Here is a 24,323-nt window from a genome sequence, read left to right as displayed (position 1 = left end):
ACGACTATCCGGAGGATGCGACGTGGCTATCGAAGACACCATCAAGAAGATCCTGGTCGACCAACTGTTCGTCGCCGTCCCGGCCGCGCAGATCGGGCTGGACGACGGCTTGCGCGATGAGCTCGGCGTCGACTCGCTCGGATTCGTCGAACTTCGCGCCCAGTGCGGCGACACCTTCGCCGTGCAGATCACCGACGACGATTTCGTCCCGGCGAATTTCGCGACGGTTCGCAAACTGGCCGCCTTCATCTCGGACCGCCGCGCGACCGCGGCTCCCGAGAATCGAGTCGAATCATGACCGAGACAGCAGACGTGGCCTCGCCGGCCGGCGCGGAGCCCGGGCCGAACCGGACCATGGGCTTCACCGAGCTGAAAGGCTGGCTGCGACACCGTCATCCGATGGTGTTCCTCGACCGGGTACTCGACTACGAACCCGGGGATTATCTGACGAGCCTCATGGTGGTGTCGGGGCAGACCGACGCCATCGCGGGACATTTTCCCGAGCGCGGCATCTTCCCGGCCAGCCACCTGCTGCAGGCGGTCGCGCAGTCGGCGATCATCCTCCTGCAGCTGTCCACCTCGCCGCTGGCCGAGGACGAGATCACCCTCGTCGGTTCGGTGCAGGCCCGGTTCGGCCGCATCGTGGTTCCGGGTGACCAGATCGTTTTCCGGACGACGAAGGAGTCCCTCGACAGCCGGTACTTCACCTTCGCGTGCCGGGCACGGGTGCGGGACCAGCACGCCGCAACGGTCCGGGGCACCCTGGCACGACTACACACCTCCGAATTGGGTGACCAGCTGTGGTGAGCCGCGGCGGCCGGATCTGCGTCACCGGAATGGCGTGGTCGACGGCGCTCGGCACCGGCGTCGCGGACGTCTGGAAGTCGCTGCTCGCCGGTGATTCCGGGCTGGCCGACATCGGCTCGCCGCGCCCGCTCCGAAATACCAGGGCGGCGGTCGTTTCCGAGGTGGCGCTGGATCGACCGGCATGGGAACGACAGCTCGACCTGACGAAAACCACACTCGCCCAGGCAGTTGCGGATGCGGGCCTGCCGGCCGGCGATCCGCGTATCCGGCCGGTGCTGGGCACCAGCTACGGTCCGCACCTCGAGCTGTCCGACACCCGCTCCCTGTCGCGGTGGTCGGCGGTCGCGGCGCGCGAGTGCGGCTACGCCGACGACGCGGTGACCGTGACCACCGCCTGTTCCGCCGGCTCCGACGCCCTGGTCACCGGCGCCGCCCTCCTCATGGCGGAGGCCGCGGACATCTGCGTGTGCGGCGGCGTCGACGTCCTGACGATCGGTAAGCGGATGGGTCACTCGAGCCTGGGCACCATGTCCCCCACCGACTTACGGGCCTTCGACGTCCGCCACGACGGCACCCTGCTCGGCGAGGGCGCCGCCTTCCTGGTGCTGGAACGCGCGCGCTCGGCGCGGGACCGGGGAGCGCGGGTCCACGGGATCCTCGCCGGCACCGGATCGGCCAACGACGCGAGCAGTGCGGTGGCGCCCGACCGGAGCGGTGCGAACGTGCGGCGCGCCGTCCACCGCGCCCTGCGCGCGGCAGAGGTCGGTACCGAGGATATTTCGGTGATCAACGCCCACGGCTCCGGTACGGCCGTGAACGACGAGGTGGAGGCCGCGGCCTACGCGCACCTGTTCGAGGGAGCACGACGTCCCCCGGTCGTCTTCGCGACGAAAGGGGCGTTCGGGCACACCCTCGGCGCCACCGGCGCGATGGAGGCGATCGCTCTCGTGCAGGCCCTGCACACCGGGATGGTCCCCCCGGTACACGCGCTGACCGCACCGATTCCCGAACTGGCACTGCCGATTCCGAAGCGGGATCCGATGGACGTTCGATCCGGCGCCGGGATCAGCGTGACCCTGGGGTTCGGCGGATTCGACACCTGCCTCGTATTCCGGGCGGGAGGGGGCGACCGTGCCTGATACGACGATCACCGAACTGTTGCGGCCGGACGGTCATCTCGCGGTGGCCGGCCGAGGCGTCGCGGTGGCACCCGGTCTCGACGCCGTCCCGCGGCGGCGGGTGCCGTCGGTGTACGCCGACCCGCTCGCCTGGCTGGTACTCGACGCGGTCGAGCAGGCCATCGACGACTGTGCCGACAATCTTGCGGCCGTGAAGGATTCGGTGGGCCACATCGCCGTGAGCGATTACTGCACCACCCACACCATGCTCGGCATCGCCGCGACCGTCGCGGACGGGCACATCTCGCCGTTGCGGTTCTCCGGGGCGAACCCGGGTGCGGTCGCCGGCCTGTCCTGTCAGCTGCTCGCTCTGTGCGGGCCGAGCACAACACTGTCGATGCCGCCGTATGCCGGACTGCCCACGGCGGTCGCCCTCGCGCGAATGTGGCTGCGGCAGGGTGCGGCCGAGTACATGATCATCAGCACTCACCACACCGGCGACCAAGGGCACCACACGATTTCGAGCACGGTCCTCGGGCCGCGAGATCGGAGCGAGCCCACATGACGAGACCGTCGACAACCCCCGCCCTGTCCGACGACGACGTGCAACGCTTCCTCGACGAGATCGTCCACGTCGACCGGCCGCGGGCCGGACATCCGCGGCTGGCCGACCTCGCCGACGATATCGCGCGGACGAATCTCGCCCCCGGCACGCCCGTTCTGATCGCGATGCCCAACGGGGCGGAGCTGATCGCCGTCGTCTTCGCGGTGCGGACGGCGGGACTGGTTCCCGTGCCGATCACCCCGTCGGCGCCGCCGGCGCGAATCCGGCAGATGGCCGAGGCGCTGGGTGCCGGTGCTCTGGTGGCGCCGAGGACATTCGAGCCGGCCGGATACGAGATCGGGCGGACCGTTCCGCCCACGGCGCAGCTGGCCCTCCTTCGGGATATCGAGGCACACCGGCACCATCCCGGCGAGATCATCCTGCTGACCTCGGGCACCTCCGGCGTGTTCAGCGGCTGCCTGCACGACTTCGACTCGTTGCTGCGCAACGGGTCTCGGCACGCCGCGGCGATCGGCCAGCGGTCCACCGACAGCGTGCTGATCAACCTGCCCCTGCACTTCTCCTATGCGTTCGTCGCTCAGATGCTCGCGACCCTGACGAGCGGGGGCAGGGCGGTCATCTCCGGCCCGCCGTTCGCGCCCCGGGCCTACGCCGAGGCGATCCGGCGGTACGGGGTGAACATATCGTCGGTGACCCCGGCGGTGGTCACATCGATCAGCAAGGCGGGATCGAAGCTGCCCCGGAATCTGCGGGCGCTGACCGTGGGCGGCGCCGCACTGGACCCGTCCTACGTGCGGGAGCTGTTGCGGCACAACGCACGAGTCGAACTGTATCTCACCTACGGACTCACCGAGGCAGGGCCGCGGGTGTCGACGCTGGCGGCACACCGGGAACCACCGAGCCGGTACTCTTCGGTCGGCCTGCCGTTGCCGGGAGTCGGTGTGCGCCTGAACAAGCCGGACCCGGACGAACCGGTCGGCGAGCTGATCGTGGATACCGACACCGCGATGCTCGGCCGGGTCGGTATCTCCGATGCTCGCCGAACGACAGTGGACGACAACGGTATTCATACCGGCGACCTGTTCAGCATGGATCCGGACGGGTACCTGTACTGTCACGGGCGGCTGCCCAAGTACGTCGTGATCCGAGGCGAGAAGGTCTGCCTGAGTTCGGTGGCCGGGATCGCGGAGCGGCAGCCCGGCATCACTGCCGCGCGGGCCTGGGCACACCAGGACGATTCCGGTGAAACGGAGTTCACGCTCGACGTCTATCTCGACGAGACCGCCACCGTCCGCGAACAGGACATCCACCGCCGACTGGGCGAACAGCTGCTGCGCGCCGAACGGCCCGCCCGCATTCGACTCCACCCCGCCGCCAGCCTCGGCTGGGCGAAGTCCGTCCCCGAATAGGAGGTCCGCCGATGCAGCTGCCGCACCCACCGCTGGTGTTTTCCGCAGACTCCCCCGACGGCTTGACGGCTGCCGCCGGCCGGTTGTGCGCTCGGGTCGAGGCGTTACCGGACGAGCACGTGTGGGAACTGGCGTGCGCGCAACTCGGACAACGCCATTCGAGTCACCGCGGGGCCGTGCTGGCCGCCGACCGGGCCGGCTTCGTGGCCGGGCTCCAGGCGCTGGCGAACGGCCGCACCACACGAAATACCGTGCGCGGCACCGCCGATATCGCCCGCGCGCCGGTGTTCGTCTTTCCCGGGCAGAGCCCGCTGTGGCCCGGTATGGCCGGCGAGCTGCTGCACGCGGTCCCCGCCTTCCGCACCCTGCTCGAGGGTTATGCACAGGCCCTGCGCCCGCATCTCGGCTGGGATGTGATCGCCGCACTCGCCGACGACGGCGGCCGGGACCGGCTGGAGCATATCCAGCCCATCCAGTTCGCGGTCTCCCTCGCGCTGTCGGATCTGTGGCGGCGCTACGGGTTACGGCCGGCGGCGGTGGTCGGCCACTCACAGGGCGAGTTGGCGGCCGCCCACGCCTCGGGCGGGGTCGGCCGGGACGACGCCGCGCGACTGATCACACTGCACAGCAGCGCGCTGGCCCGGATCGAGGGCCGGGGCGCCATGCTCTCCGTGTCGGCGCCCCTGGACCGCATCGAGCCGGTACTCGCCGACCGGGCCGGGCAACTGGCCGTTTCCGCCGTCAACGGACCCGCCGACCTGACGGTCAGCGGCGCTCCCGAGGCGATAGCGAAACTGCGGGACGACCTCACCGACCGCAACATCTGGGCATGGCAGCTCCCCGGCGTGCGGGTGGCCGGCCATTCCGAGCAGGTCGACTCGCTGGAAAGGCTTGTGCTGGACGACGCTTCGGCCATCACGCCACTCTCGCCGCACACCGCCCTGTACTCCGCCGTCTCGGCGAGCCGGGTCGGCCGCGGCGACCTCACCCCCGACTACTGGTTCCGAAACCTGCGCCGCCCGGTGCACTTCGAGAGCGCCGTTCGCAGCCTGCTCGACGACGGGCATCGGCTCTTCGTCGAAATGAGCACGCATCCGGCGCTGCTCACCCCGCTACGGGCCACGATGGACTCCGCCGGGACATCCGGAGCGGTGGTCGGCAGCCTGGACCGCCGCAGGACGGACGTGGAAGGCCTGCTGCTCGCTCTCACAACAGCATTCGTCAACGGCGCCACCATCGACTGGGATACGGTCCGCGCCGATCTGTGCGCGCCGCGCCCGTCGGCTGCACCCCGGCATCCCCTGCTGTCGCAGGAACTCGCGCTGCCGCACGTGGACGAATGGCTGTTCGGCGGCCGACTCTCCCCGGCCGCGCACCCCTGGCTTCGAGACCATCGGGTCCGGCAGCGAACCCTGTTGCCCGGCACGGCGATCCTCGATCTGATCGGCTATGCGGGCGAGCGAGTCGGCTGCCGGCGGATCGGCGAGCTGGTCCTCGAGGCCCCGTTGGATTTGAGCGCGACGGATGAGCCGACCATTCAGGTCGTCGTGTCCGCCGCCGACGACGACGGACACCGGCCCGTGGCGCTCTACAGCCGGCCGAGCGCGGACGCAGGTTCGGCCTCTTGGACGCGGCATGCCTCGGGGCGACTGGCACCCGGCCTGCCCGGCACTACGCCACCGGCTCCATGGCCACCCACCGACGCCCGGCCGGTCGACGTCGGCGGCCTGTACGCCCGCCTGTCCGGCGACGGTTACCACTACGGTGCGGCCTTCCGGGGCGTGTCCGCGATGTGGCTGTCGGACGACAGCGTCTACGCCGAGATCTCGCTGCCGGAATTCGCCGGACGAGCCCACCCCGCCGCCCTCGATGCGGTGCTGCACGCCTGGCTTTATCACACCCGGACGGCGGATCGGCCACTGCTGCCGTTCATCTGGCGCAACGTGTCACTACATCGACCGCGCGGCACGCGGATGCGGGTCCGCATCACCCCGGGCCGCGCCGACGACCAGCTCACGATCAGCGCCTTCGACGAGCACGGTGCGCCTGTGCTGCAAGCGGATTCGCTCGGTCTGCGCCCGGCTCCGGCACCCGTGCACTGCCTCGTGTGGGAACACTGCGATCCCCAGCCCGAGGGCCGGACGCTCGGCGCCCGAGTGATGGTCGCCGGCCGCCCCGAATCGGTCGATCGGTCCTGCGAGGCCCTCGAATTCACCGACCTCGCCGGCCTCCGGCAGGCCCTGCCCACCGATCCCGGAACGGAACCGCCGGTGGCCGTGCTCGGCTGCGCGAGCGGTTCCACCGCCGTCGATGCCAATGCCGATGCGGATGCCGCGATATCGTTGGCGGACAATGGATCCCGGGAACTCCGCGAGTGGTGCTCGCAATCCGCGCCCACGCTGGCGGTAGTAACCCGCGGCGCGGTCACGGTCCGCCCCGAAGACAGCATTTCCGACCCGGCGGCCGCGAGCATATGGGGCAGCGTCGCTGCCGCTCAACAGGAATGGCCGGGGCGGGTCGTCGTCATCGACACCGACGCGCCCGCCACTACCGCACAACTGACCGCGGCGCTGGCGTCCGGAGAGAATCGGCTGGCCCTGCGGAAAGGGACGTTCCACCGGCCCCGCCGCGCGGCGTCCGAGGACACCCTGACTCTGCCCCACCCGGCCGAATGGCGCTTGGGCACAACGCGACCCGGTTCGGCCGATCGGCTCGAACTCCTCGAGGACACCACGTCGGCCCGCCCGCTCGAACCCCACGAGGTCCGCGTCCGGGTCCGCGCCGCGAGCCTGAACTTCCGCGACGTCCTGGTCGCCCTCGGCCGGTATCCCGACCCGGCCGCCGATCTGGGCTGCGACGGAGCCGGAATCGTCACCGACGTCGGCGCCGGCTGCACCGACCTCGCACCGGGCACGCCCGTGATGGGCATCTTCGGCGCCTACTCCGCCACGGCCGTCGCCGACCGGAACATGCTCGTCGCGATCCCCCGGCACTGGTCCATGGCCGAGGCCGCGGCGGCGCCGCTCGCCTACGCCACGGCGAGCCACGGGTTGATCGGCACCGCCGGATTGCGGGCCGGAGAATCGGTCCTGATCCATGCCGCGAGCACCGGGGTCGGCACCGCGGCCGTGCATATCGCCAGGCGGGCGGGCGCCGAGGTATTCGCCACGGCCCATCCGGCCAAATGGGGCGTACTGCGCGACATCGGCCTCGACCCGGACCATATCGCCGACTCGCGCAGCACCGCGTTCGAGGACCGGTTCCGCCGCACCACCGCGGGCGCCGGAATGGATGTCGTACTCGGCGGGGTGGTCGGCGAGGTCGCCGAGGCCTCGCTGCGGCTGCTGTCGGCCGGCGGCCGCTACGTCGATCTCAGCTGGGTGGACCCGGACACCGGAAACCAGGTCCGCGCACGGTATCCGGGCATCCGCTACGAGCCGATCAACATCCTGGAGATCGACGCCACCCGCATTCGCACGATCCTCGAACGCCTCCGGGCCGACGCCGACGCCGGACACCTTCCGCCACCGCGGCTGCGGGCGTGGGACGTGCGATACGCCAAATACGCCTTCCGCTCCATGAGCGGCGGACGGCACACGGGCAAGCTCGTCCTCACGGTGCCCCGCCGACCCGGCCGCGGCACAACGGTCCTCGTCGTCGGCGAGGCGGAGCGCCCGGTCGGCGAGGTGGCCGCCCACCTCGCCGAGAAGTACGGCGTGCACGTCGTCACCGCCGACCCGGCCTCCGCCGAGACCGTCTTCGCCGAGCATCCGTGTACGGGAGTGGTCGCGCTGTCGCCGGGGGCCGCCGGCGCGGTGAGCCTGCACCACCTGACCGCACGGGCCGACCTCGCACAGTTCGTCCTGCTCGTACCCCGGTCCGAATCGGGCGCCGCCTCTGACGGTGGTGAAAACTCTGCGGAGACAGCGTTTCTCGGTGCCCTGGTGCGCCACCGACGCGCCTCCGGCCTGGCCGGCTGCGCCGTCCGCGGTGTGGACGTGCGGGATGTGCCCCAGGTTCTGGACTGCCTCGACGAGGCATTCGTCCGGGCCGAACCCGTCCTCGAGGCCGGCGCGGTGTCCGCCGAGACAGCCCCTCGGCGCAAGGCCCGGAGGCACGAAACCCGCGAACATCCAGCACTGGACCAGCATTCGCCGACGGAACTCCGGGAACGGCTGCACGAGTTGCTCTCCCGCGAGAGCATTGCCCTGCTGGGGCACGGCCTGACCAGCACCACGACGAGTTTCCAGCAGCTCGGTTTCGACTCCCTGACCGCGGTCGCCCTGGCCGACCGGATCGCCGACGCCACCGGGCTTCCGCTGCCGACCACCGTCCTCTTCGACCACCCCACGCCCGCCGAACTCGTGCGCTGGCTGTGCGACCGGATCGAGCCCGGGTCCGCCGAGGTGCCCGTCGACGAAACCCCGGCGGCCGTCGCGCAGGACCGGGTAGGCGAACCGATCGCCATCGTCGGGATGGCCTGCCGGTTCCCCGGCGACATCGACTCGGCCGAGGACCTGTGGCAGTTGATCGCCGCCGAGACCGATGCCCTCGACCCGTTCCCGACGGACCGGGGGTGGGACCGCGACCGCCTGCACGATCCGGATCCGGACCGCCCCGGAGCCTCGGCCGCGCACCGCGGCGGATTCCTCACCGACGCGGCGGGATTCGACCCGGCGCTGTTCGGCATCTCGCATCGGGAGGCGACCGCGATGGATCCGCAGCAGCGGCTGCTGCTCGAAGTCGGCTGGGCGGCAATCGAAGACGCCGGCCTTGCGCCGACGTCGCTGCGGGGCAGCGACACCGGCGTATTCATCGGCTGCTACGCGCAAGAGTACGGCCCGCGCCTCCCGCAGGCCCACAGCGACAGCGCCGGCCACCTCCTCACCGGCACCACCACGAGCGTCGCGTCCGGGCGCATCGCCTACACCCTGGGACTGCACGGGCCGGCCATCACCTTCGATACCGCATGTTCGTCGGCACTGGTCGCGATCCACTCGGCCTGCGAGGCCGTGCGGAACGGCACCTGTTCGCTCGCGATCGCGGGCGGCGCGACCGTCATGTCCGGCCCCGGCCTGTTCACGGAGTTCACCAAGCAACACGGGCTGGCCCCCGACGGGCGGTGCAAGCCGTTCGCCGCCGCTGCCGACGGCACCGGCTGGGGCGAAGGCGGCGGCCTGCTCGTCCTGGAGCGCCTCTCCGAGGCCGAGCGCCGCGGGCACCGCGTGCTGGCGGTGATCGCCGGATCGGCGGTCAACTCCGACGGCGCGTCGAACGGATTGACCGCGCCCAACGGTCCCGCCCAGGAACGGGTGATCCGCCGGGCCCTCACCGCGGCCGGCCTGACCCCCGACGCGGTCGACGCGGTCGAGGCGCACGGCACCGGCACCGCCCTCGGCGACCCCATCGAAGCGAACGGCCTGCTCGCCGCCTACGGCACCCACCACACGCCCGAGCGGCCGCTGTATCTGGGCTCCGTCAAATCCAATATCGGCCACACCCAGGCGGCCGCCGGCGTCGCCGGGGTCATCAAGATGGTGATGGCCCTCCGGCACGGCGTGCTGCCCGCGACACTGCACATCGACGCGCCCACCCCGCACGTCGACTGGTCCAGCGGCACAATACGATTGCTGACCGAAGCGCTGCCGTGGCCCGAGAACGGCCATCCTCGCACGGCCGCCGTGTCCAGCTTCGGCATCTCCGGCACCAACGCGCACCTCATCCTCCGGCAACCAGCGCCGCCCGGCTCCGAACCCGCGGCCGCCACCGACGAATCCGACGACCGTGCCCCCGTCTTGCTGTTCCCGCTGTCCGGGCACACCCCGCAGGCGCTGGCCGGCAACGCTGCCCGCCTGCGTCGCCATCTGGAGGCCCACCCCGAGATCGCTCCCGCCGATCTCGCCCGCACCCTCGCCACCGCCCGCGCCCAGCACGGCCACCGGGCCACCGTCACCCTCGCGGAGTCCGGAAACGCTTGCGAGACAATAGTGTCGGCGCTGCGTTCACTGGGCGACGGCGGTACCCACCCGAACCTGGTCACGGCCGAGAAGCCGTGCGCCGAGCCGGGCGACCTGGTCTTCGTCTGCGGCGGCCAGGGCGCGCAGTACCCGGGCATGGGCGCCGGGCTGTACCGGTTGTTTCCCCGTTATCGCGACGCCTTCGACGAGACCTGCGCCGCACTCGACCCCCACCTCGACTCCGCACAACCGTTGCGCGACATCATCTTCGCCGATCCGGACAGCCCCGCCGCCGCCCTCCTGGACCGGACCGAATTCACCCAGCCTGCCCTGTTCGCGGTGCAGGTCGCGCTGCACGCCCTGCTCACCTCGCTGGGCCTCACCCCGGACGTCGTGATGGGCCATTCCATCGGCGAGCTCACCGCAGTCCACCTCGCCGGGGTGTGGTCGCTCGACGACGCCGCCGAAATCGTCGCCGCCCGGGGCAGATTCATGCAATCATGCCCCGGCCACGGGCGGATGCTCGCGGTCAACGCCGCCGAAGACGAGCTCGCACCCCTGTTGCGGGATGTCGACGGCATATCGGTCGCGGCCGTCAACGGCCCCGGCGACACGGTGCTGTCGGGCGATGCCGATGCCCTGGCCCGGGTCCGCGAGCGGCTCGACGCACAGCACCGCACATCGACCTTTCTCCAGGTCGGCCACGCCTTCCATTCGGCGCACATGGACGCGGCGCTGCAACCGTTCGCCGACGTCGCGGCCGGCGCGACGTATCACGGTCCGCAGGTGGCGGTCCAATCCTGCCTGACCGCCGGGCCGGCCACCGCCGATCAGCTCTCCGATCCCGGCTACTGGGCCCGCCAGCTCCGCCATACCGTCCGATTTCACGAGGCGGTCACCTATCTCGTCCGGCACGGCGAGCACACGTTCCTGGAATTGTCGCCGCACGCCGCGCTCACTGCGGCCCTCACCCGAACCCTTACGGACACAACCGGTTCGGCGGCCCTCTCGACCTTGCGCCGCAACCGGCCCGACGGCGCCGCCGTCGCCACCGCACTCGCCGCTCTGCACCACCGCGGCCACAGCCCGGACTGGGTCCGGCTCACTCCCGGTGCGCGGTCGATTCCGCTGCCCACCTACGCCTTTCAACACCGGCGGTTCTGGCTCTCCCCTGGCCGCCCCGCCGCCCCCGGGCCGGATCACCCGCTGTTCGACACCGCCACGGAACTCGCCGACGACAAGGGCTGGGTATTCACCGGCCGGGTCTCCCTGCACACCCACCCCTGGCTGGCCGACCACACCATCGCGGGCACCGCACTGTTCCCGGGTGCGGCCGTGGCCGAACTGATGCTGTCCACCGGACAGCACATCGGCTGTCCCCACATCACGGAACTCGTCCTGCACCAGCCACTTTCCCTGCGCGACACCGATGACGGCGTCGACATGCGCGTACAGGTCGGCGATCGCGACGCCGCCGGACCCCGCCCGATCACCGTCCACTCGCGTCCCCACCACCCCGGCGGGCCGGCGCAGACCGCACCGTGGACCCAGCACGCCACCGGCAGCGTGGCGCCGGTCGCCGAGCACGGTGCGGCCGGTGCGACCCGGCCGCCGGATCTCGCCCGGCCGATCGATGTCACCGACCTGTATTCCGTTCTCGCCGAGCGCGGTTACGGGTACGGTCCGGCGTTCCAGGGTGTGCGTGCGGCGCGGATCGACGACACCGGCCCCGAACCCACCGTGTACACCGATGTCGTGCTGCCCGAGGACGTCGACTCCGCGGGGTACGGCATCCACCCCGCGCTGCTGGACGCCGCGCTGCATTCCCTTCTCGTGCCGGCGGTCGGCGACGACCACGAGCACATTCGAATTCCGTTCGTGTTCAAAGGCATCACGCTGCATGCGGTGCGGTCGACACGGTTGCACGTCGCCGCGACCCGCACCGGTCCCGACACGGTCACCGTGCATGCGGCCGATCCGCTCGGTGCGCCGGTCCTCACGATCGAGGCCGTCACGTTGCGCCCCTTGCCGGATCCGGCACCCGCGGCCGCGGTCCCCACGATGCTCGAACTCACCTGGATCCCCACCGCCGACGCGGCCCCGGACATCACCGAATGCGACACCACCGGGTGGGCCGTTCTCACCTCGGAACCCGGGCGGCTCCCGGCGGCGCTGCGCGGCCTGCGCACCTGTGCCGACCTGTCAGCCCTGCTCGACAACGACCGGCTCCCCGCGGCGGTGATCTGGTACCCGGCCCACGACCGGGACGAGGTGCCGGCGGCGGTCCGGGCGACGACCGACGAGGCGCTGACGCTGCTGCGACAGTGGGTAACTCACCCCGGAACCGCCACCGTGCCGTTGCTCGTGTGCACCTCCCACGCGGTCGCGACCAGCCCGCACGACCCCGCCCCGAACCTCGCCCACGCGGCGGTCTGGGGCCTGACCCGCAGCACGCAGAGCGAACACCCGGATCACTCGATCACCCTGCTGGACATAGCAATCGACACCGCCCCGAACATCCTGGCCGCCGTGCTGGACCGACCGGACCCGAGGGAAAACCAGCTCGCCGCCCGCCACGGCACCTTGCACCGCCCCCGGCTGACACACAGCCCCGCCCTCGCCCCGCCCGAGACCCGCGGCGGCAGTTGGCGACTGGGTGTTCGCGACACCGGCGACCTGAATACCGTGGCGTACGTCCCGACCGAGCCCGCGGCGCTGCGGCCCGGCGAGATCCGCATCGCCGTGCGCGCCGCGGGCCTGAACTTCCGCGACGTGGTCGGCGCCCTCGGCCTGGTCGAGACCGCCGGATTCGGCCGGGAGGCCGCGGGTGTCGTCGTCGAAACCGGCCCCGGGGTGGGCGATTTCGCGATCGGAGACGCCGTCACCGGGTTCCTGGACGATGCCTTCGCCCCGACCGCCGCCGCCGACGCCCGGGCGGTCGTCCCCATGCCGCCGAACTGGTCGTTCACCGAGGCCGCCGCCGTGCCGATCGTGTTCACCACCGCCCATGCCGCCCTGGTCGCCCTCGCCGAACTGCGACCCGGACAGCGGGTGCTCGTGCACGCCGGCACCGGAGGGGTCGGCCAGGCCGCCATCCAGCTGGCCCGCCACCGCGGCGCCGAGGTCTTCGCGACCGCCTCGCCGCCCAAACAGCACCTGTTGCGCGCCATGGGAATTCCCGCCGACCATATCGCCTCGTCCCGCACCCTCGGCTTCCGCACCGCATTCCTCGAGGCGACCGGCGGGAACGGCATGGACGTCGTCCTCGACTGCCTGGCCGGTGAATTCGTCGACGCCTCCCTGGATCTGCTTCCGCACGGCGGCTACTTCCTCGAGATCGGCAAGACCGACATTCGTGATCCCGAGACCGTGGCCGGCGCCCATCCCGGCGTGCGCTACCACGCCCTCGACCTGACCGACTTCGGCCCCGACCGGATCGCGGACAGCCTCGCCGCGCTGGTATCGCTGTTCGAACAGGGTGCGCTGGCACCGATTCCGGTCACGAACTACGCGATTCCCCGGGCCCGGCAGGCCCTGCGCGATATGGCCGCCGCCCGGCACACCGGCAAGATCGTCCTCACCCCGCCGCGCGCCCTCGACCCGGAGGGAACCGTGCTGATCACCGGCGGCACCGGCGCGCTCGCCGCCCTGATCGCCGAACACCTGGTCGTCGACCACGGTGTCCGGCGGCTGCTGCTGGTCTCGCGGCGCGGCCCCGCCGCCCCGGGCGCCGGCGAACTGCACCGCCGGCTCACCGCGCTGGGCGCCGAGGTCACCCTCGCCGCCTGCGATGTCGCCGACCCGTCGGCGGCGGCCGGCCTGCTCGACGCCGTCGACCCGCGGCATCCGCTCACCGCCGTCGTCCACACCGCCGCGGTCGCCGACGATGCTCCCGTCACCGCGCTGCGCCCGGACCGGCTGCGGGCCGTCCTGGCCGGCAAGCTCGACGGCGCCTGGCACCTGCACCGGCTGACCCGGCATCTCGACCTCGCCGCATTCGTGCTGTTCTCTTCGGCGGCAGGCATTCTCGGCAATCCCGGGCAGGCCAACTATGCCGCCGCCAACGCCGCGCTGGACGCACTGGCCGAGTACCGCCGACGCCGCGGCCTGCCCGCCGTGTCGATCGTCTGGGGGCCCTGGGACATCGGCCTCGCGAGCCGGCTCGGTGAGCGCGAGCGGCAACGTATCGCGGCCACCGGCCTGATCCCCATCGCGGACGAACTCGGCACGGCCCTGTTCGACCGGGCGCTCACCGACGGCCATCCCGTGGTCGTCGCCGCACCGCTACGCTCCGGCGCGCGCACCGACGGCGACCTACCGCCCGTCCTGTCGGCGCTGGTCACCGCGCGCCGTACCGCCGCCGGCCCGAGCGGCCGCGGCACGGAACTCTCCGGCCTGACCGCCGAACAGCGGCTTCGCCACCTGCTCGATGCCGTGCGCTCCGCGACCGCCACCGTGCTGGGCCACCCCGACACCGCCACCACCGGGGTCGACGACACCTTCAAGGACCTCGGCATCGACTCCCTCACCGCCATCGAGCTGCGCAACGCCCTCGCCCGCTCGACACATCTCGACCTGCCGCCCACCCTCGTCTTCGACCACCCCACCCCCGGCGAGCTCGCCCGGTACCTGGACACCCTGCTCGCACCGTCGAACACCGAGACATCCACTGCCGCACCGACGCCCGCGGCGGCCGACGACGATCCGGTCGTCGTGGTAGGAATGTCGTGCCGGTTCCCCGGCGGCATCGGTTCCCCGCAGGCGCTGTGGGATCTGGTGAGCGACGGCGTCGACGCGATCGGCGCATTCCCCGACGACCGCGGCTGGAACCTCGAGGAGCTGTTCGACCCCGATCCCGATGTGGTCGGCACCACCTATACCCGCCACGGCGGATTCCTCACCGACGCCGACGGATTCGACAACGAGCTGTTCGAGATCTCGCCCCGCGAGGCCACCGCGATGGACCCGCAGCAGCGAGTCCTGCTCGAAACCTGCTGGGCGGCCCTGGAAACCGCATGCCTCGACCCGAAGTCGCTGCACGGCAGCAGCACCGGGGTATTCATCGGCGCCTGCGCGCAGCAGGATCAGGCCGCGCTGCCCGCGACCGCGGAGGGATATGCGCTGACCGGCAACGCGACCAGCGTCGCCTCCGGCCGGATCGCCTATACGCTGGGCCTGCACGGCCCGGCGATCACCGTCGACACCGCCTGTTCCTCCAGCCTGGTCGCGACCCACCTGGCATCCGAGTCGCTGCGCCGGGGCGAATGCGATCTCGCGATCGCCGGTGGTGTCACCATCATGGCCGGTCCGTTCATCTTCACCGAATTCGCCCGCCAGCGCGGGCTCGCCGCCGACGGACGCTGCAAACCCTTCGCCGCGGCCGCCGACGGCACCGGCTGGGGCGAGGGCGCCGGAATCGTTGTGCTGGAACGCATGTCGGACGCGCAGCGCAACCGCCACCCGATCCTGGCGGTGGTCGCCGGATCGGCGATCAACCAGGACGGCGCGTCCAACGGCCTCACCGCCCCGAACGGACCCGCGCAGCAGCGCGTCATCCGCCGGGCCTTGGCATCCGGCGGCCTCACCGCGGACCGGGTCGACGTGGTCGAGGCGCACGGCACCGGCACCACCCTGGGCGATCCGATCGAGGCCGGCGCCCTGCTGGCGACCTACGGGCGGGCCCACACTCCGGACACCCCGCTGTATCTCGGTTCGGTCAAATCCAATATCGGCCACACCCAGGCCGCCGCCGGTGCCGCCGGCATCATCAAGATGATCCAGGCCATTCGCCACGGGGTGCTGCCGAAAACCCTGCACGCCGAGGCTCCGAGCCCCCACGTCGACTGGGACGGCACCATCGCCCTGCTCACCGACAGCACCCCGTGGCCCGACAACGGCCACCCACGCACGGCCGCGGTCTCCAGCTTCGGCATCTCCGGCACCAACGCCCACCTGATCCTCCAACAGCATTCCGCCCCAACCGGATTCGATGAAGCACCCCGCACTGCCGCACCGGCGCTGCTGTTCCCGGTCTCCGCCGCCGACCCGGCCGCGCTGGCCGCCCAGGCCGCCCGGCTCCGCGAACATCTCGACGACCATCCCGACCTCGACCCCGCCGATCTGGCCTACAGCCTGGCCACCACCCGCACGCACCACGGTCACCGCGCCACCGTCGTGGGCAGCGCCACGACCGGCGAGGACATCCGGACGACGCTGGCACGAGCGCTGACGGCCGCGGAAACCGGACAGCCGGACGCAAACCTGTTCCGCGACAACCCCTCCGCGAGCCAACCGAGCGGACTGGTCTTCGTGCTGCCCGGCCAGGGCGCCCAGCACCCGGGCATGGGCCGCACCCTCTACCACCACTACGCCGCCTACCGGGACGCGCTCGACCGCGCGTGCCTCGCCCTGTCGCCGCACCTGGACCTGCCCGACGGCACCGGGTTACGGGAGATCATCCACGCCGACCCCGACACCGCCGAGGCCGCGCTGCTCGACCGCACCGATATCGTGCAACCCGCGCTGTTCGCCGTGGGCGTCGCCCTCGCGGCTCTGCTCGAATCCGTCGGTGTCACACCGGATATCGTGATCGGCCACTCCCAGGGCGAGATCACCGCGGCCTGTGTCGCCGGCGCGCTGTCGCTCGAGGACGCCGCCACGGTGATGGCCCGGCGCAGCCGGCTCATCGCCCGGCACCTGGCCGGCACCGGCACCATGGCCTCGCTCGGGTGCGGGGCCGACACGGCCGAAACGCTGCTGCGGCCGTGGCGCGAGCGCATCGCCGTGGCGGCGGTCAACGGCCCGGCGAACGTCACCGTCGCCGGTGCGGTCGACGCCGTCGAGGAACTGGTGCACACCTGCGGCCGGCAGGGCATCCGGGCCCGGGGTGTGCGCGTCGACTACGCCTCGCATTCCGCGGGTGTCGAGGCCGTCCGGGAACGGCTGGCGGCCGAACTCGGCGGGCTGGCGCCGCGCCCGTCGCGGGTCGCGTTCCACTCCACCGTGGCGGGTCAGCCGCACGCCGTCGCCCTGGACACGAGCGCGCTCACCGGCGAGTACTGGTATCACAACCTCCGTCGCACGGTCCATTTCAACGACACCGTCACCGCGCTGCTCGGCACCGGTCCGCACACATTCCTGGAATTGTCCCCGCATCCGGTGCTGACCCCCGCGATCGAGGAATCGGTGAACGCCGCGCGGGAGGACGATCCGTCCGGCGCGAGCGCGGCGTCGGCGGCGGTGGCCACCCTGAACCGCGACCGCGATGACAGCGTCGCCTTCGCGGCGGTGCTGGCGCGGCTGCACAACCGCGGCCACCGGCTCGATTGGGAGGCGCTCCAGCCGGGGCGGCGAATACCGTTGCCCACCTATGCTTTCCACCGCCGCCGGTACCGCCGGGCCGCGCCCGCGACGGTCGCCGCCCGCGCCGACGGTGGTCCGGCAGGCGATCCGGCGACCGACTCCGCTCCGCCGGCCGTGCGGCGCATGGCGGAGCTGGCGCCGTCCGACCGCCGGGCGTTCGTCGTCGACCTGGTCCGGCGGACCGCCGGCCTCGCCCTCGGCCGCGGCGACGGCGCGGACGTCGGCATCGACGCGTCACTGATCGAGCAGGGCCTGACCTCCGTCAAGGGCACCGAGCTGCGCGGCGAGCTGACCGGCGTGACGGGAGTCGCCATCCCCACCGGCCTCCTCATGAGTTCCGTCGCCACGGTTGAGCAGATAGCCGACTACATCCTCACCCGGCTCACCGCGGATGGTCCGGCGACCGACGACGAGTCGCCGACCGGGCTCGTGTCGCTGCTCCGCCGCGCCCTCGAGAACGGCCTCGCCGAGCAGGGCTTGCAGACCGTCGACGCGGCGGCACTGCTGCGTACTCAACTGGAACAAACCGACGAATACCACTGGACCAAGCTCCTGCAATTATCGCCCGGCCGCGACGGTGCTGAATTGCCGCCGACCCGCGACCGTGCCGAACTGCCGCCGACCCGCGACCGTGCCGAACTGCCGCCCGGCCGCAACGGTGCCCAATTGTCGCCGCGCGGCGATGGTCCCGCGATCGTCTGTTTCCCGTCTCTGCTCCCGCATTCCGGTCCACTCGAATATTCGGCGCTGGCGAAGAGCCTCCCCCACCGCAACCTGTTCGCACTGGCCCAGCCGGGCTATCTACCACAGGAAAAACTCCCCGGAACCCTGGCGGCGCTGGTCTCGGGACACCTCGCGGAGATCCGGCGAGAACTGCCGGACAGGCCGCTGATTCTCCTCGGATACTCGACGGGCGGCTGGGTCGCCCACGCCGTGGCCGCCGAACTGCTCGCCCGGCGCCGCCCACCGGCGGGCCTCGTCCTCATCGACACCTACGGCCCACCGGACCTCGACAACTCGCTCCTACGCACCCTGATCCACCGGGCGATCACGGCCCACGAGGACATGGTCACCGATACGTCGATCACCGCCATGTCGAACTACCGCCGGATATTCTCCACCTTCAAACCGCGCCCACTCGACATCCCCGGACTACTCCTGCACGCCGGCCACCACCGAATAGACGAGACAATCAATTTTCCTCAGCACGGCAGAAACAGATGGACCCGCCGCCCGAACACCACGACAATCCCCGTACCCGCCAACCACCTCACCATACTGACCGACGAGACCGACCATGCCGCTGCCGAAATCGATAGGTGGCTCAGCGAACACAGGGAAAGCCACCCGTGAACCGCAGGCCGCAGCACCCCGATCCTGCTGACCATGCTGCGCATGGTGCGGGGCGTGGGAGTTTCGTGCTTCCTATGTCGGCCTGGCCCCGATCTCGTCCGAGACCGACGCGCTGACCGGCACGCTGGTCGGCTGCGCGCTCGGCCTGGCGAGCCTGCCGCTGTTCGGCGCGGTCATCATGATCGTCGTCGCCGTCGCGCCGGCGCTGCTGCTGGGCCACGATCCGATCTTCGCGGTGGAATCCAGGGCGTCGGGGTAGGCCGCCGGACAGCTCTACGACGTGTTCGTCGAGCACCGCGGCCTGGTGGTGACGCTCCCGGCGAACGCGGTCGTCGGCGTATTCAGACCTTCTTCCCCACGCCGCCGTACAGCGATACCCGCTTGTCGTGGCTGGGCGGGTGGTCGATGCCCTCGTTGTGCCAGCGGTGGATCACCTCGATGCCGGGAGGCACGAGTTCCAGCCCGTCGAAGAACCGCGCGACCTCGGCCCGGGGGCGGGGGTGCACGGGTATTCCGCGATCCACGTACACCTGCAACAGCCGGGCCATGCCGTCCGGATCCTCGGGACCGTCGTCGAATTCCATTGTGACATGGGACATCGCGAGATACGACCCGGGCGCCAGCGGCGCCATCAGGGTGTCCACCATCTCGTAGACGTCGCCGGGCACGAAGTGCACCAGGGCCATCAGCGACACCGCCACCGGCCGGCCGAGATCCAGCGTCTCCGTCAGCTCCGGCGCCGACAGGATCGTCTCCGGCTCCGCGGCGTCGGCCTGCACGTAGGCGGTGCGGCCCTCGTCCGAACTCCGCAGCAGCGCCCGTGCGTGCGCGAGCACCAGCGGGTCGTTGTCGACGTACACGACCCGTGATTCGGGGGCCTGCTGCTGGGCGACCTGATGGAGGTTCGGCGCGGTCGGGATTCCGGTGCCGATGTCGAGATACTGCCGAATACCCTGCTCGGCAAGGTAATGCGTGGCGCGGTGCATGAACTCGCGGTTGGTGCGAGCGGTCAACCGGACCGACGGAAAGTCCCGCAGCGCCTGCTCGGCGGCGAGGCGGTCCGCCTCGTAGAAGTCCTTGCCGCCGAGGAAATAGTCGTACATCCGAGCCGGGTGCGGCACGTCGGTACGCAGGTCGGGTGGGCCGTCCGACACGCCAGCGTCTCCTCGTATGTCGGGATCCGTACCAGGGAGGTATACCGCGTCCGGGCCGGCGATCCGACCTGAACAGCACGAATCATAGTAGTCGGTCGACCGAATGGTGCCCGGGCGGGCCCGAGTGAATCGGCTCCTCCGGCGGCGTGCGCCACCTGCGCCCACTCCTTCACTTCGGAGCACGGCGCGACGGCCCCGGCGCCTGGGAGCCGCTTTCTCCCACAATGAATTCCGATCCGCCGAACACTCCACAGCGAGCGCCGCACTACGAACCCGGGGACGGTCCGGCGATACCCGTTCGCGCGAGGATCGCCGCGGTGAGTTCGTCCGGGGCCTCCTCGGGCAGCCAGTGGCCCTTGTCCTCCAGCGCCACCACCGTGAGATCGGCGTGCACGAACTCCGCGCACAGGTCGACCCCGCTGCGGGCGACGGCGATATCGCCCGCACCCCACACCAGGGTCGACGCGACGGCCACCGGCGGCACCCGCGCCCAGTCCTCGCCGATGGCGCGGTACCAGTTCAGCGCGGCTTTCATCGCGCCCGGTTCCAGCAGGGGCGCGAGGTGGCGATCGGCGATCTCGGGCGCGACGACGTCACCGAACCCCAGCCGCAGGGCGGCCGCACCGTCGGCGGCCAGCAGGTCCTCGGAGCCGGGCTGCACGAGGTACTCGATATAGCCGGACTTCTCCCGCTGCACCGGATCCTCGGCCCGCGCCCGGGCGAAGGCCGCCGGATGCGGCACCGACACCGCCGTCAGCGACGCCACCCGCTCCGGGTGGCGGGCCGCCGTCGCCCAGGCGACGATCGCGCCCCAATCGTGGCCGACCAGGTGCACGGCGTCGAAGGGCAGTGCGTCGCACAGCGCGATCACGTCGGCGACGAGTTCGTCCAGGCGGTAGTCCGCCACCCGCTCCGGCCGGGCGCCCGGCGAATAGCCGCGCTGATTCGGCGCCCACGAGGAGACTCCACGGGCGGCGAGCGCGTCGCCCACCACGTCCCAGGACGCCGAACTCTGTGGAAACCCGTGCAGCAGAACCGCTCCCGCGGCACCGGTGCCCGCGCGCACGTCCACCTCGAACTCCCGGCCGCGGATGCGCATTCGTTCCGTCACCACCACACCCGCAGCGTAGCGCCGTCCGCCCGATTTTGTGGACAAATGTACGGACAATCGTCCACAGATCTGCAACTTGTTCTATTTTTAGGGGTAACCGGCGCGCGGCCACGCGAACCATCCACCGGTCCAGGAGCAGGCATGTCGGACCACACAGCGCAAGACACCTCGATCGTCGGCGTCTTCCGGGAGATCGAGCGCGAACTCACCGCCGAGGGCGCACCGTTCGAGACGACGGAGGTCGAGATCGGCGGCCACCGGGTGCGCACCTTCCGGCACGTCGCCGCCACCTTCTACGACGTCGTCGCGGAGTCCGAGACCCGGTTCGCCGATAACACCCTCACCGCCGGTGCCGAAACCCTCACGTACCGCGAGGTTTTCGCGCGCGCCCGGCGGCTCGCCGGCGCCCTGCACCGGCGCTACGGCATCGGGCCCGGCGACCGGGTCGGGATCATGATGGCCAATCGGCCGTCGTACCTCGTGGCGCTGTTCGCCGCCGCCCGGCTCGGCGCGGTCGCGGTGCTGTACAACAGCCGGTCCAGCGCGGCCGAGATCGCCGAGGCGGTCACCGATGTCCGCAGCGCGGTCGTCCTCGCCGATCCCGCGCGCCTCGAGATCCTGCGGTCGGTGGACCACGGCGCGGCGCTGGTCTCCACACAGGACGGCGATCCGGCCGTGCCCGCGATCGACGCGCTGATCGCCGCCGCGGACCGCGACGGTCCGGCCGGCGCGGTGCCGAGCGATGCGGTCGCCGCGATCCTGTTCACCTCGGGAACCTCCGGGCGAGCGAGGGGCGTCCAGCTGACCCACCGCAATCTCGGCAACGTCGTGCTCAATATGAGATTCGTCGCCGAATGCAATCTGCGAATCGCCGCGCGCCGGTACGACATTCCGGTCGACGACCTCCGCCCGGCCGTGCCGCCGATGGCCGCCTTGCTGATCTTCCCGCTCTTCCACGTGTCCGGCCTGGCCGGGCTGCTCACGACGATGAATACCGGCGGCCACGTCGCGACGATGACGCGCTGGGATCCGGCCGCGGCGGCCCACCTGGTCCGCGAGCATCGGCTCACCCTGATGGTCGGCCCGCCGACGGCCGTCGACGAACTCCTGAAACTCCCTGGCGCACAGGAACAACTGGCCTCCCTGCTGAACGTGACGCCCGGCGGCCAGGCCACCCCGCCGAACCTCGTCGGCCGGATCGCCGCCACGGTGCCGAACGCCCAGCGCAGCGCGGGCTGGGGCATGACCGAGACCGCGGGCAGCGTCTGCACCGCCGGCGGCGCCCTGCTCGCCGCGTTCCCCGACACCCTGGGCCCGATGAGCCCGACGATGGACGTCCGCGTCACCGACGCCGGCGGGCGCGAGGCGCCGGCGGGCACCGTCGGCGAACTCGAACTGCGCGGCGGCCTGGTCATGGCCGGCTACCTCGACGCCGGCGGCGCCACGAGCACCGATCACCTCCCCTGGCTGCGGACCGGCGATCTGGGCTACCTCGACGAGCACGGCCTGGTCTACGTGGTGGACCGCAGCAAGGACATCGTCATCTCGTCCGGCGAGAACATCCCCTGCGCCGAGGTCGAGGCCGCGCTGCTGACCGGTGACGAGTTCACCGAGGTCGCGGCGTTCGGCGTGCCCGATCCGCGGCTCGGGGAACGCCTCGTCGTCGCGGTCACCCTCGCCGACGGCCGGACCCTCGATGCCGACCGGATCCGCGACCTGGCCCGCCGCACCCTTCCCGACTACAAGATCCCCGCCGAGGTCCTGTTCGATATGAGCCCGCTGCCGCGCAACGCCACCGGCAAGCTCCTCAAGCGCGAACTTCGGGCCCGCTACCTCGCCCGTCCACGCTGACCGCCGCATCCGGGGTGTGCACGCCCCGCCGACCGGGGGTCATCGATCCCCGACGGCCGGGCTCGGCAGTCGACGGCCTCCACAGCCGCGAGGAGGCCGGGGCGAACAGCCGTCGCCGGAGCGTATCCGGTTGCGGCCGTGGGTTGCACCGCACCGGGTTGCGCGGACCATCCGCACCGCCACCTCCGCCGATCCACCCCGGAACCCGACAGTCCCCCTCGCCCGGCATGGCGGCGTGGATGGCAAAGACCGTGGCACCGGGACCGTGACGCCGAGCGGACGAGGCCCCCGGAACGTCTGCCGTCGTCGCACCGGGACGGCGACTACGAGCCGCGATTCTGCTAGCGTGCTGTCGATTATGCGAACCGATCTTCCTGGCATGTGCCGCTTCCGGACGCTGCTCGGTGGTGGGGAACCTCGGCGCGGCGAGATCGGGCCGGGTGACCGGCCGCCCGCAGGGGGAACTTCGGGAGCGTGGGTATCGAAGGGTGACCGTTGTGCCTGATGATCAGCGGAGTTCCCCCGGAGTGCACCTGTGCGGCAGCCTGCCGTTCGAGCGGACGCAGGAGGCGTTCCGCTGGATAGGGAGCGAATTCGGGTCACGGGTCAGCCGGGTGCCGGACGAAACCGGCCCTCGTGCGGGTTTCATCCTTACCCAGAAACGCTATTTCACCGGCAATCCGGCGTTCGAACCCGCGGCACCCGCGCCGGGGCAGCTGATTCCGCTGACCTGTGTACGCCTGCGTGCGGGATTCACGGCAGCGGACGTTCACTTCGAGCGGTTCGGTTACGCGAATGCGGCCGAGGCGTCGTTCGCCGCTTTCCGGCAGGCCCGGCAGGACGGCGTATTGCCCTCCGAGGCAAAGTTTCTGTTTCCGATACCGAGTCCGCTCACCCCGGTCGCCATATTCGTCGCCGCCGAGTCGCAGGCACAGGCCCTGCCCGCCTATGCGGCACAGACGCGAGCCTCGGTGCAGGAGATCCTCGATACGCTGCCGCACTCCGAGCTCGCGATTCAGTGGGATGTTCCCGTCGAGGTCGTCAGCTGGGAGGGAATGATCCCGAACCCGCTGACCAACAGGGAGACGCTGCTCGAGTCGATGGTGGCGCTGGGCGACTGGATTCCGGATGACGTCGAACTCGGATACCACCTGTGCTACGGCAATTCGGAGACGTTCCGGCACCCGAGCGCACCGGACGCCACCGGCCTGGCCGAGATCTGGAGCGGCCTGACCGGAAACCTGCGCCGGAGAATAGATTTCGTGCACATGTCGGTGCCTGTCGAATGGCAGTCGCCGGAGCACTACCGCCCCCTGGCCGGGCTCGACTTCGATCCGGGCACGGATCTGTATCTCGGGCTGGCACACCATCAGGACGGCCTGGCCGGGGCGCGGCGACGAGCCGGTGCCGCAGCGCGGATCCTCGGGCATCCGTTCGGAATCTCCACCGAATGCGGCATGGGCCGGTACGGTTCCGAGGAAAAATTCCAGGCTGCGGTCCGGGCGCTCGAGGACCTGGCCGCGGAGAGATGATCCAGTGACTCGAAGGAATCGAATCATGATCAAGGTCTCCGCGGCGGTCTTTTTCGTTGATCGCCGGCCTGCTGGTGGCCCCCGTTCCCGCCGCCGCGGCACCG

At 71.2% G+C, this 24,323-nt stretch carries 10 protein-coding genes; 8 read left to right on the top strand and 2 right to left on the bottom strand.

Annotated features, from left to right (window positions below; translation table 11 throughout):
• Window positions 1-22 precede the first annotated feature (22 nt).
• From D892_RS0118940 to D892_RS46780, 6 genes are read left to right on the top strand one after another with little or no spacing between them, the layout of a single operon-like run.
• Entirely contained in the window at window positions 23-298 is a 276-nt protein-coding gene (locus tag D892_RS0118940) for an acyl carrier protein (RefSeq protein WP_024802763.1), read from the top strand.
• Window positions 295-807: a 3-hydroxyacyl-ACP dehydratase FabZ family protein gene (locus D892_RS0118935; RefSeq protein WP_051499102.1), complete on the top strand. Its 513-nt coding sequence runs from the start codon at window positions 295-297 to the stop codon at window positions 805-807. The genes D892_RS0118940 and D892_RS0118935 overlap by 4 nt, the downstream gene beginning before the upstream one ends.
• Window positions 801-1,946: a beta-ketoacyl synthase N-terminal-like domain-containing protein gene (locus tag D892_RS0118930; RefSeq protein WP_036567230.1), complete on the top strand. Its 1,146-nt coding sequence runs from the start codon at window positions 801-803 to the stop codon at window positions 1,944-1,946. Before D892_RS0118935 ends, D892_RS0118930 begins: the two co-directional genes overlap by 7 nt.
• Window positions 1,939-2,490, top strand: coding sequence for a hypothetical protein (locus tag D892_RS0118925; protein ID WP_024802760.1), 552 nt, complete (start codon window positions 1,939-1,941; stop codon window positions 2,488-2,490). Before D892_RS0118930 ends, D892_RS0118925 begins: the two co-directional genes overlap by 8 nt.
• Entirely contained in the window at window positions 2,487-3,899 is a 1,413-nt protein-coding gene (locus tag D892_RS0118920) for a class I adenylate-forming enzyme family protein (protein WP_024802759.1), read from the top strand. The genes D892_RS0118925 and D892_RS0118920 overlap by 4 nt, the downstream gene beginning before the upstream one ends.
• Window positions 3,900-3,910: 11 nt before the next feature.
• Complete coding sequence (locus tag D892_RS46780; protein WP_156959571.1) at window positions 3,911-18,571, top strand: type I polyketide synthase; 14,661 nt, start codon at window positions 3,911-3,913, stop codon at window positions 18,569-18,571.
• A 341-nt stretch (window positions 18,572-18,912) separates the two neighbouring features.
• On the opposite strand, the gene D892_RS0118900 is transcribed toward D892_RS46780, so the two are convergent.
• Together D892_RS0118900 and D892_RS0118895 are read right to left on the bottom strand one after the other, a co-directional pair.
• Window positions 18,913-19,725, bottom strand: coding sequence for an SAM-dependent methyltransferase (locus D892_RS0118900; RefSeq protein ID WP_232236116.1), 813 nt, complete (start codon window positions 19,723-19,725; stop codon window positions 18,913-18,915).
• Window positions 19,726-19,990: 265 nt separating this feature from the next.
• The gene (locus tag D892_RS0118895; RefSeq protein WP_024802756.1) at window positions 19,991-20,842 is read right to left on the bottom strand and encodes an alpha/beta fold hydrolase; all 852 of its coding nucleotides are present in this window, start codon (window positions 20,840-20,842) and stop codon (window positions 19,991-19,993) included.
• Window positions 20,843-20,977: 135 nt separating this feature from the next.
• On the opposite strand from D892_RS0118895, the gene D892_RS0118890 reads away from it, so the two are divergent.
• Together D892_RS0118890 and D892_RS0118885 are read left to right on the top strand one after the other, a co-directional pair.
• The gene (locus D892_RS0118890) at window positions 20,978-22,687 is read left to right on the top strand and encodes a class I adenylate-forming enzyme family protein (RefSeq protein ID WP_024802755.1); all 1,710 of its coding nucleotides are present in this window, start codon (window positions 20,978-20,980) and stop codon (window positions 22,685-22,687) included.
• 497 nt (window positions 22,688-23,184) lie between these two features.
• Window positions 23,185-24,219 (top strand): hypothetical protein, encoded by a 1,035-nt coding sequence (locus D892_RS0118885; RefSeq protein ID WP_156959570.1) that lies wholly within the window; start codon window positions 23,185-23,187, stop codon window positions 24,217-24,219.
• Window positions 24,220-24,323: the final 104 nt, after the last annotated feature.

It is taken from the genome of Nocardia sp. BMG51109 (assembly GCF_000526215.1).
Taxonomy (GTDB): Bacteria; Actinomycetota; Actinomycetes; order Mycobacteriales; family Mycobacteriaceae; genus Nocardia.
Note: the sequence above shows the minus strand (reverse complement) of the source record. Positions and strands in the feature narration are given on the sequence as shown.

Bases quoted from the DNA above. Each gene is read 5' to 3' on its own strand.
- D892_RS0118935 (WP_051499102.1), top strand. From the start codon at position 295: ATGACCGAGACAGCAGACGTGGCCTCGCCGGCCGGCGCGGAGCCCGGG.
- D892_RS0118920 (WP_024802759.1), top strand. From the start codon at position 2,487: ATGACGAGACCGTCGACAACCCCCGCCCTGTCCGACGACGACGTGCAA.
- D892_RS46780 (WP_156959571.1), top strand. From the start codon at position 3,911: ATGCAGCTGCCGCACCCACCGCTGGTGTTTTCCGCAGACTCCCCCGAC.
- D892_RS0118890 (WP_024802755.1), top strand. From the start codon at position 20,978: ATGTCGGACCACACAGCGCAAGACACCTCGATCGTCGGCGTCTTCCGG.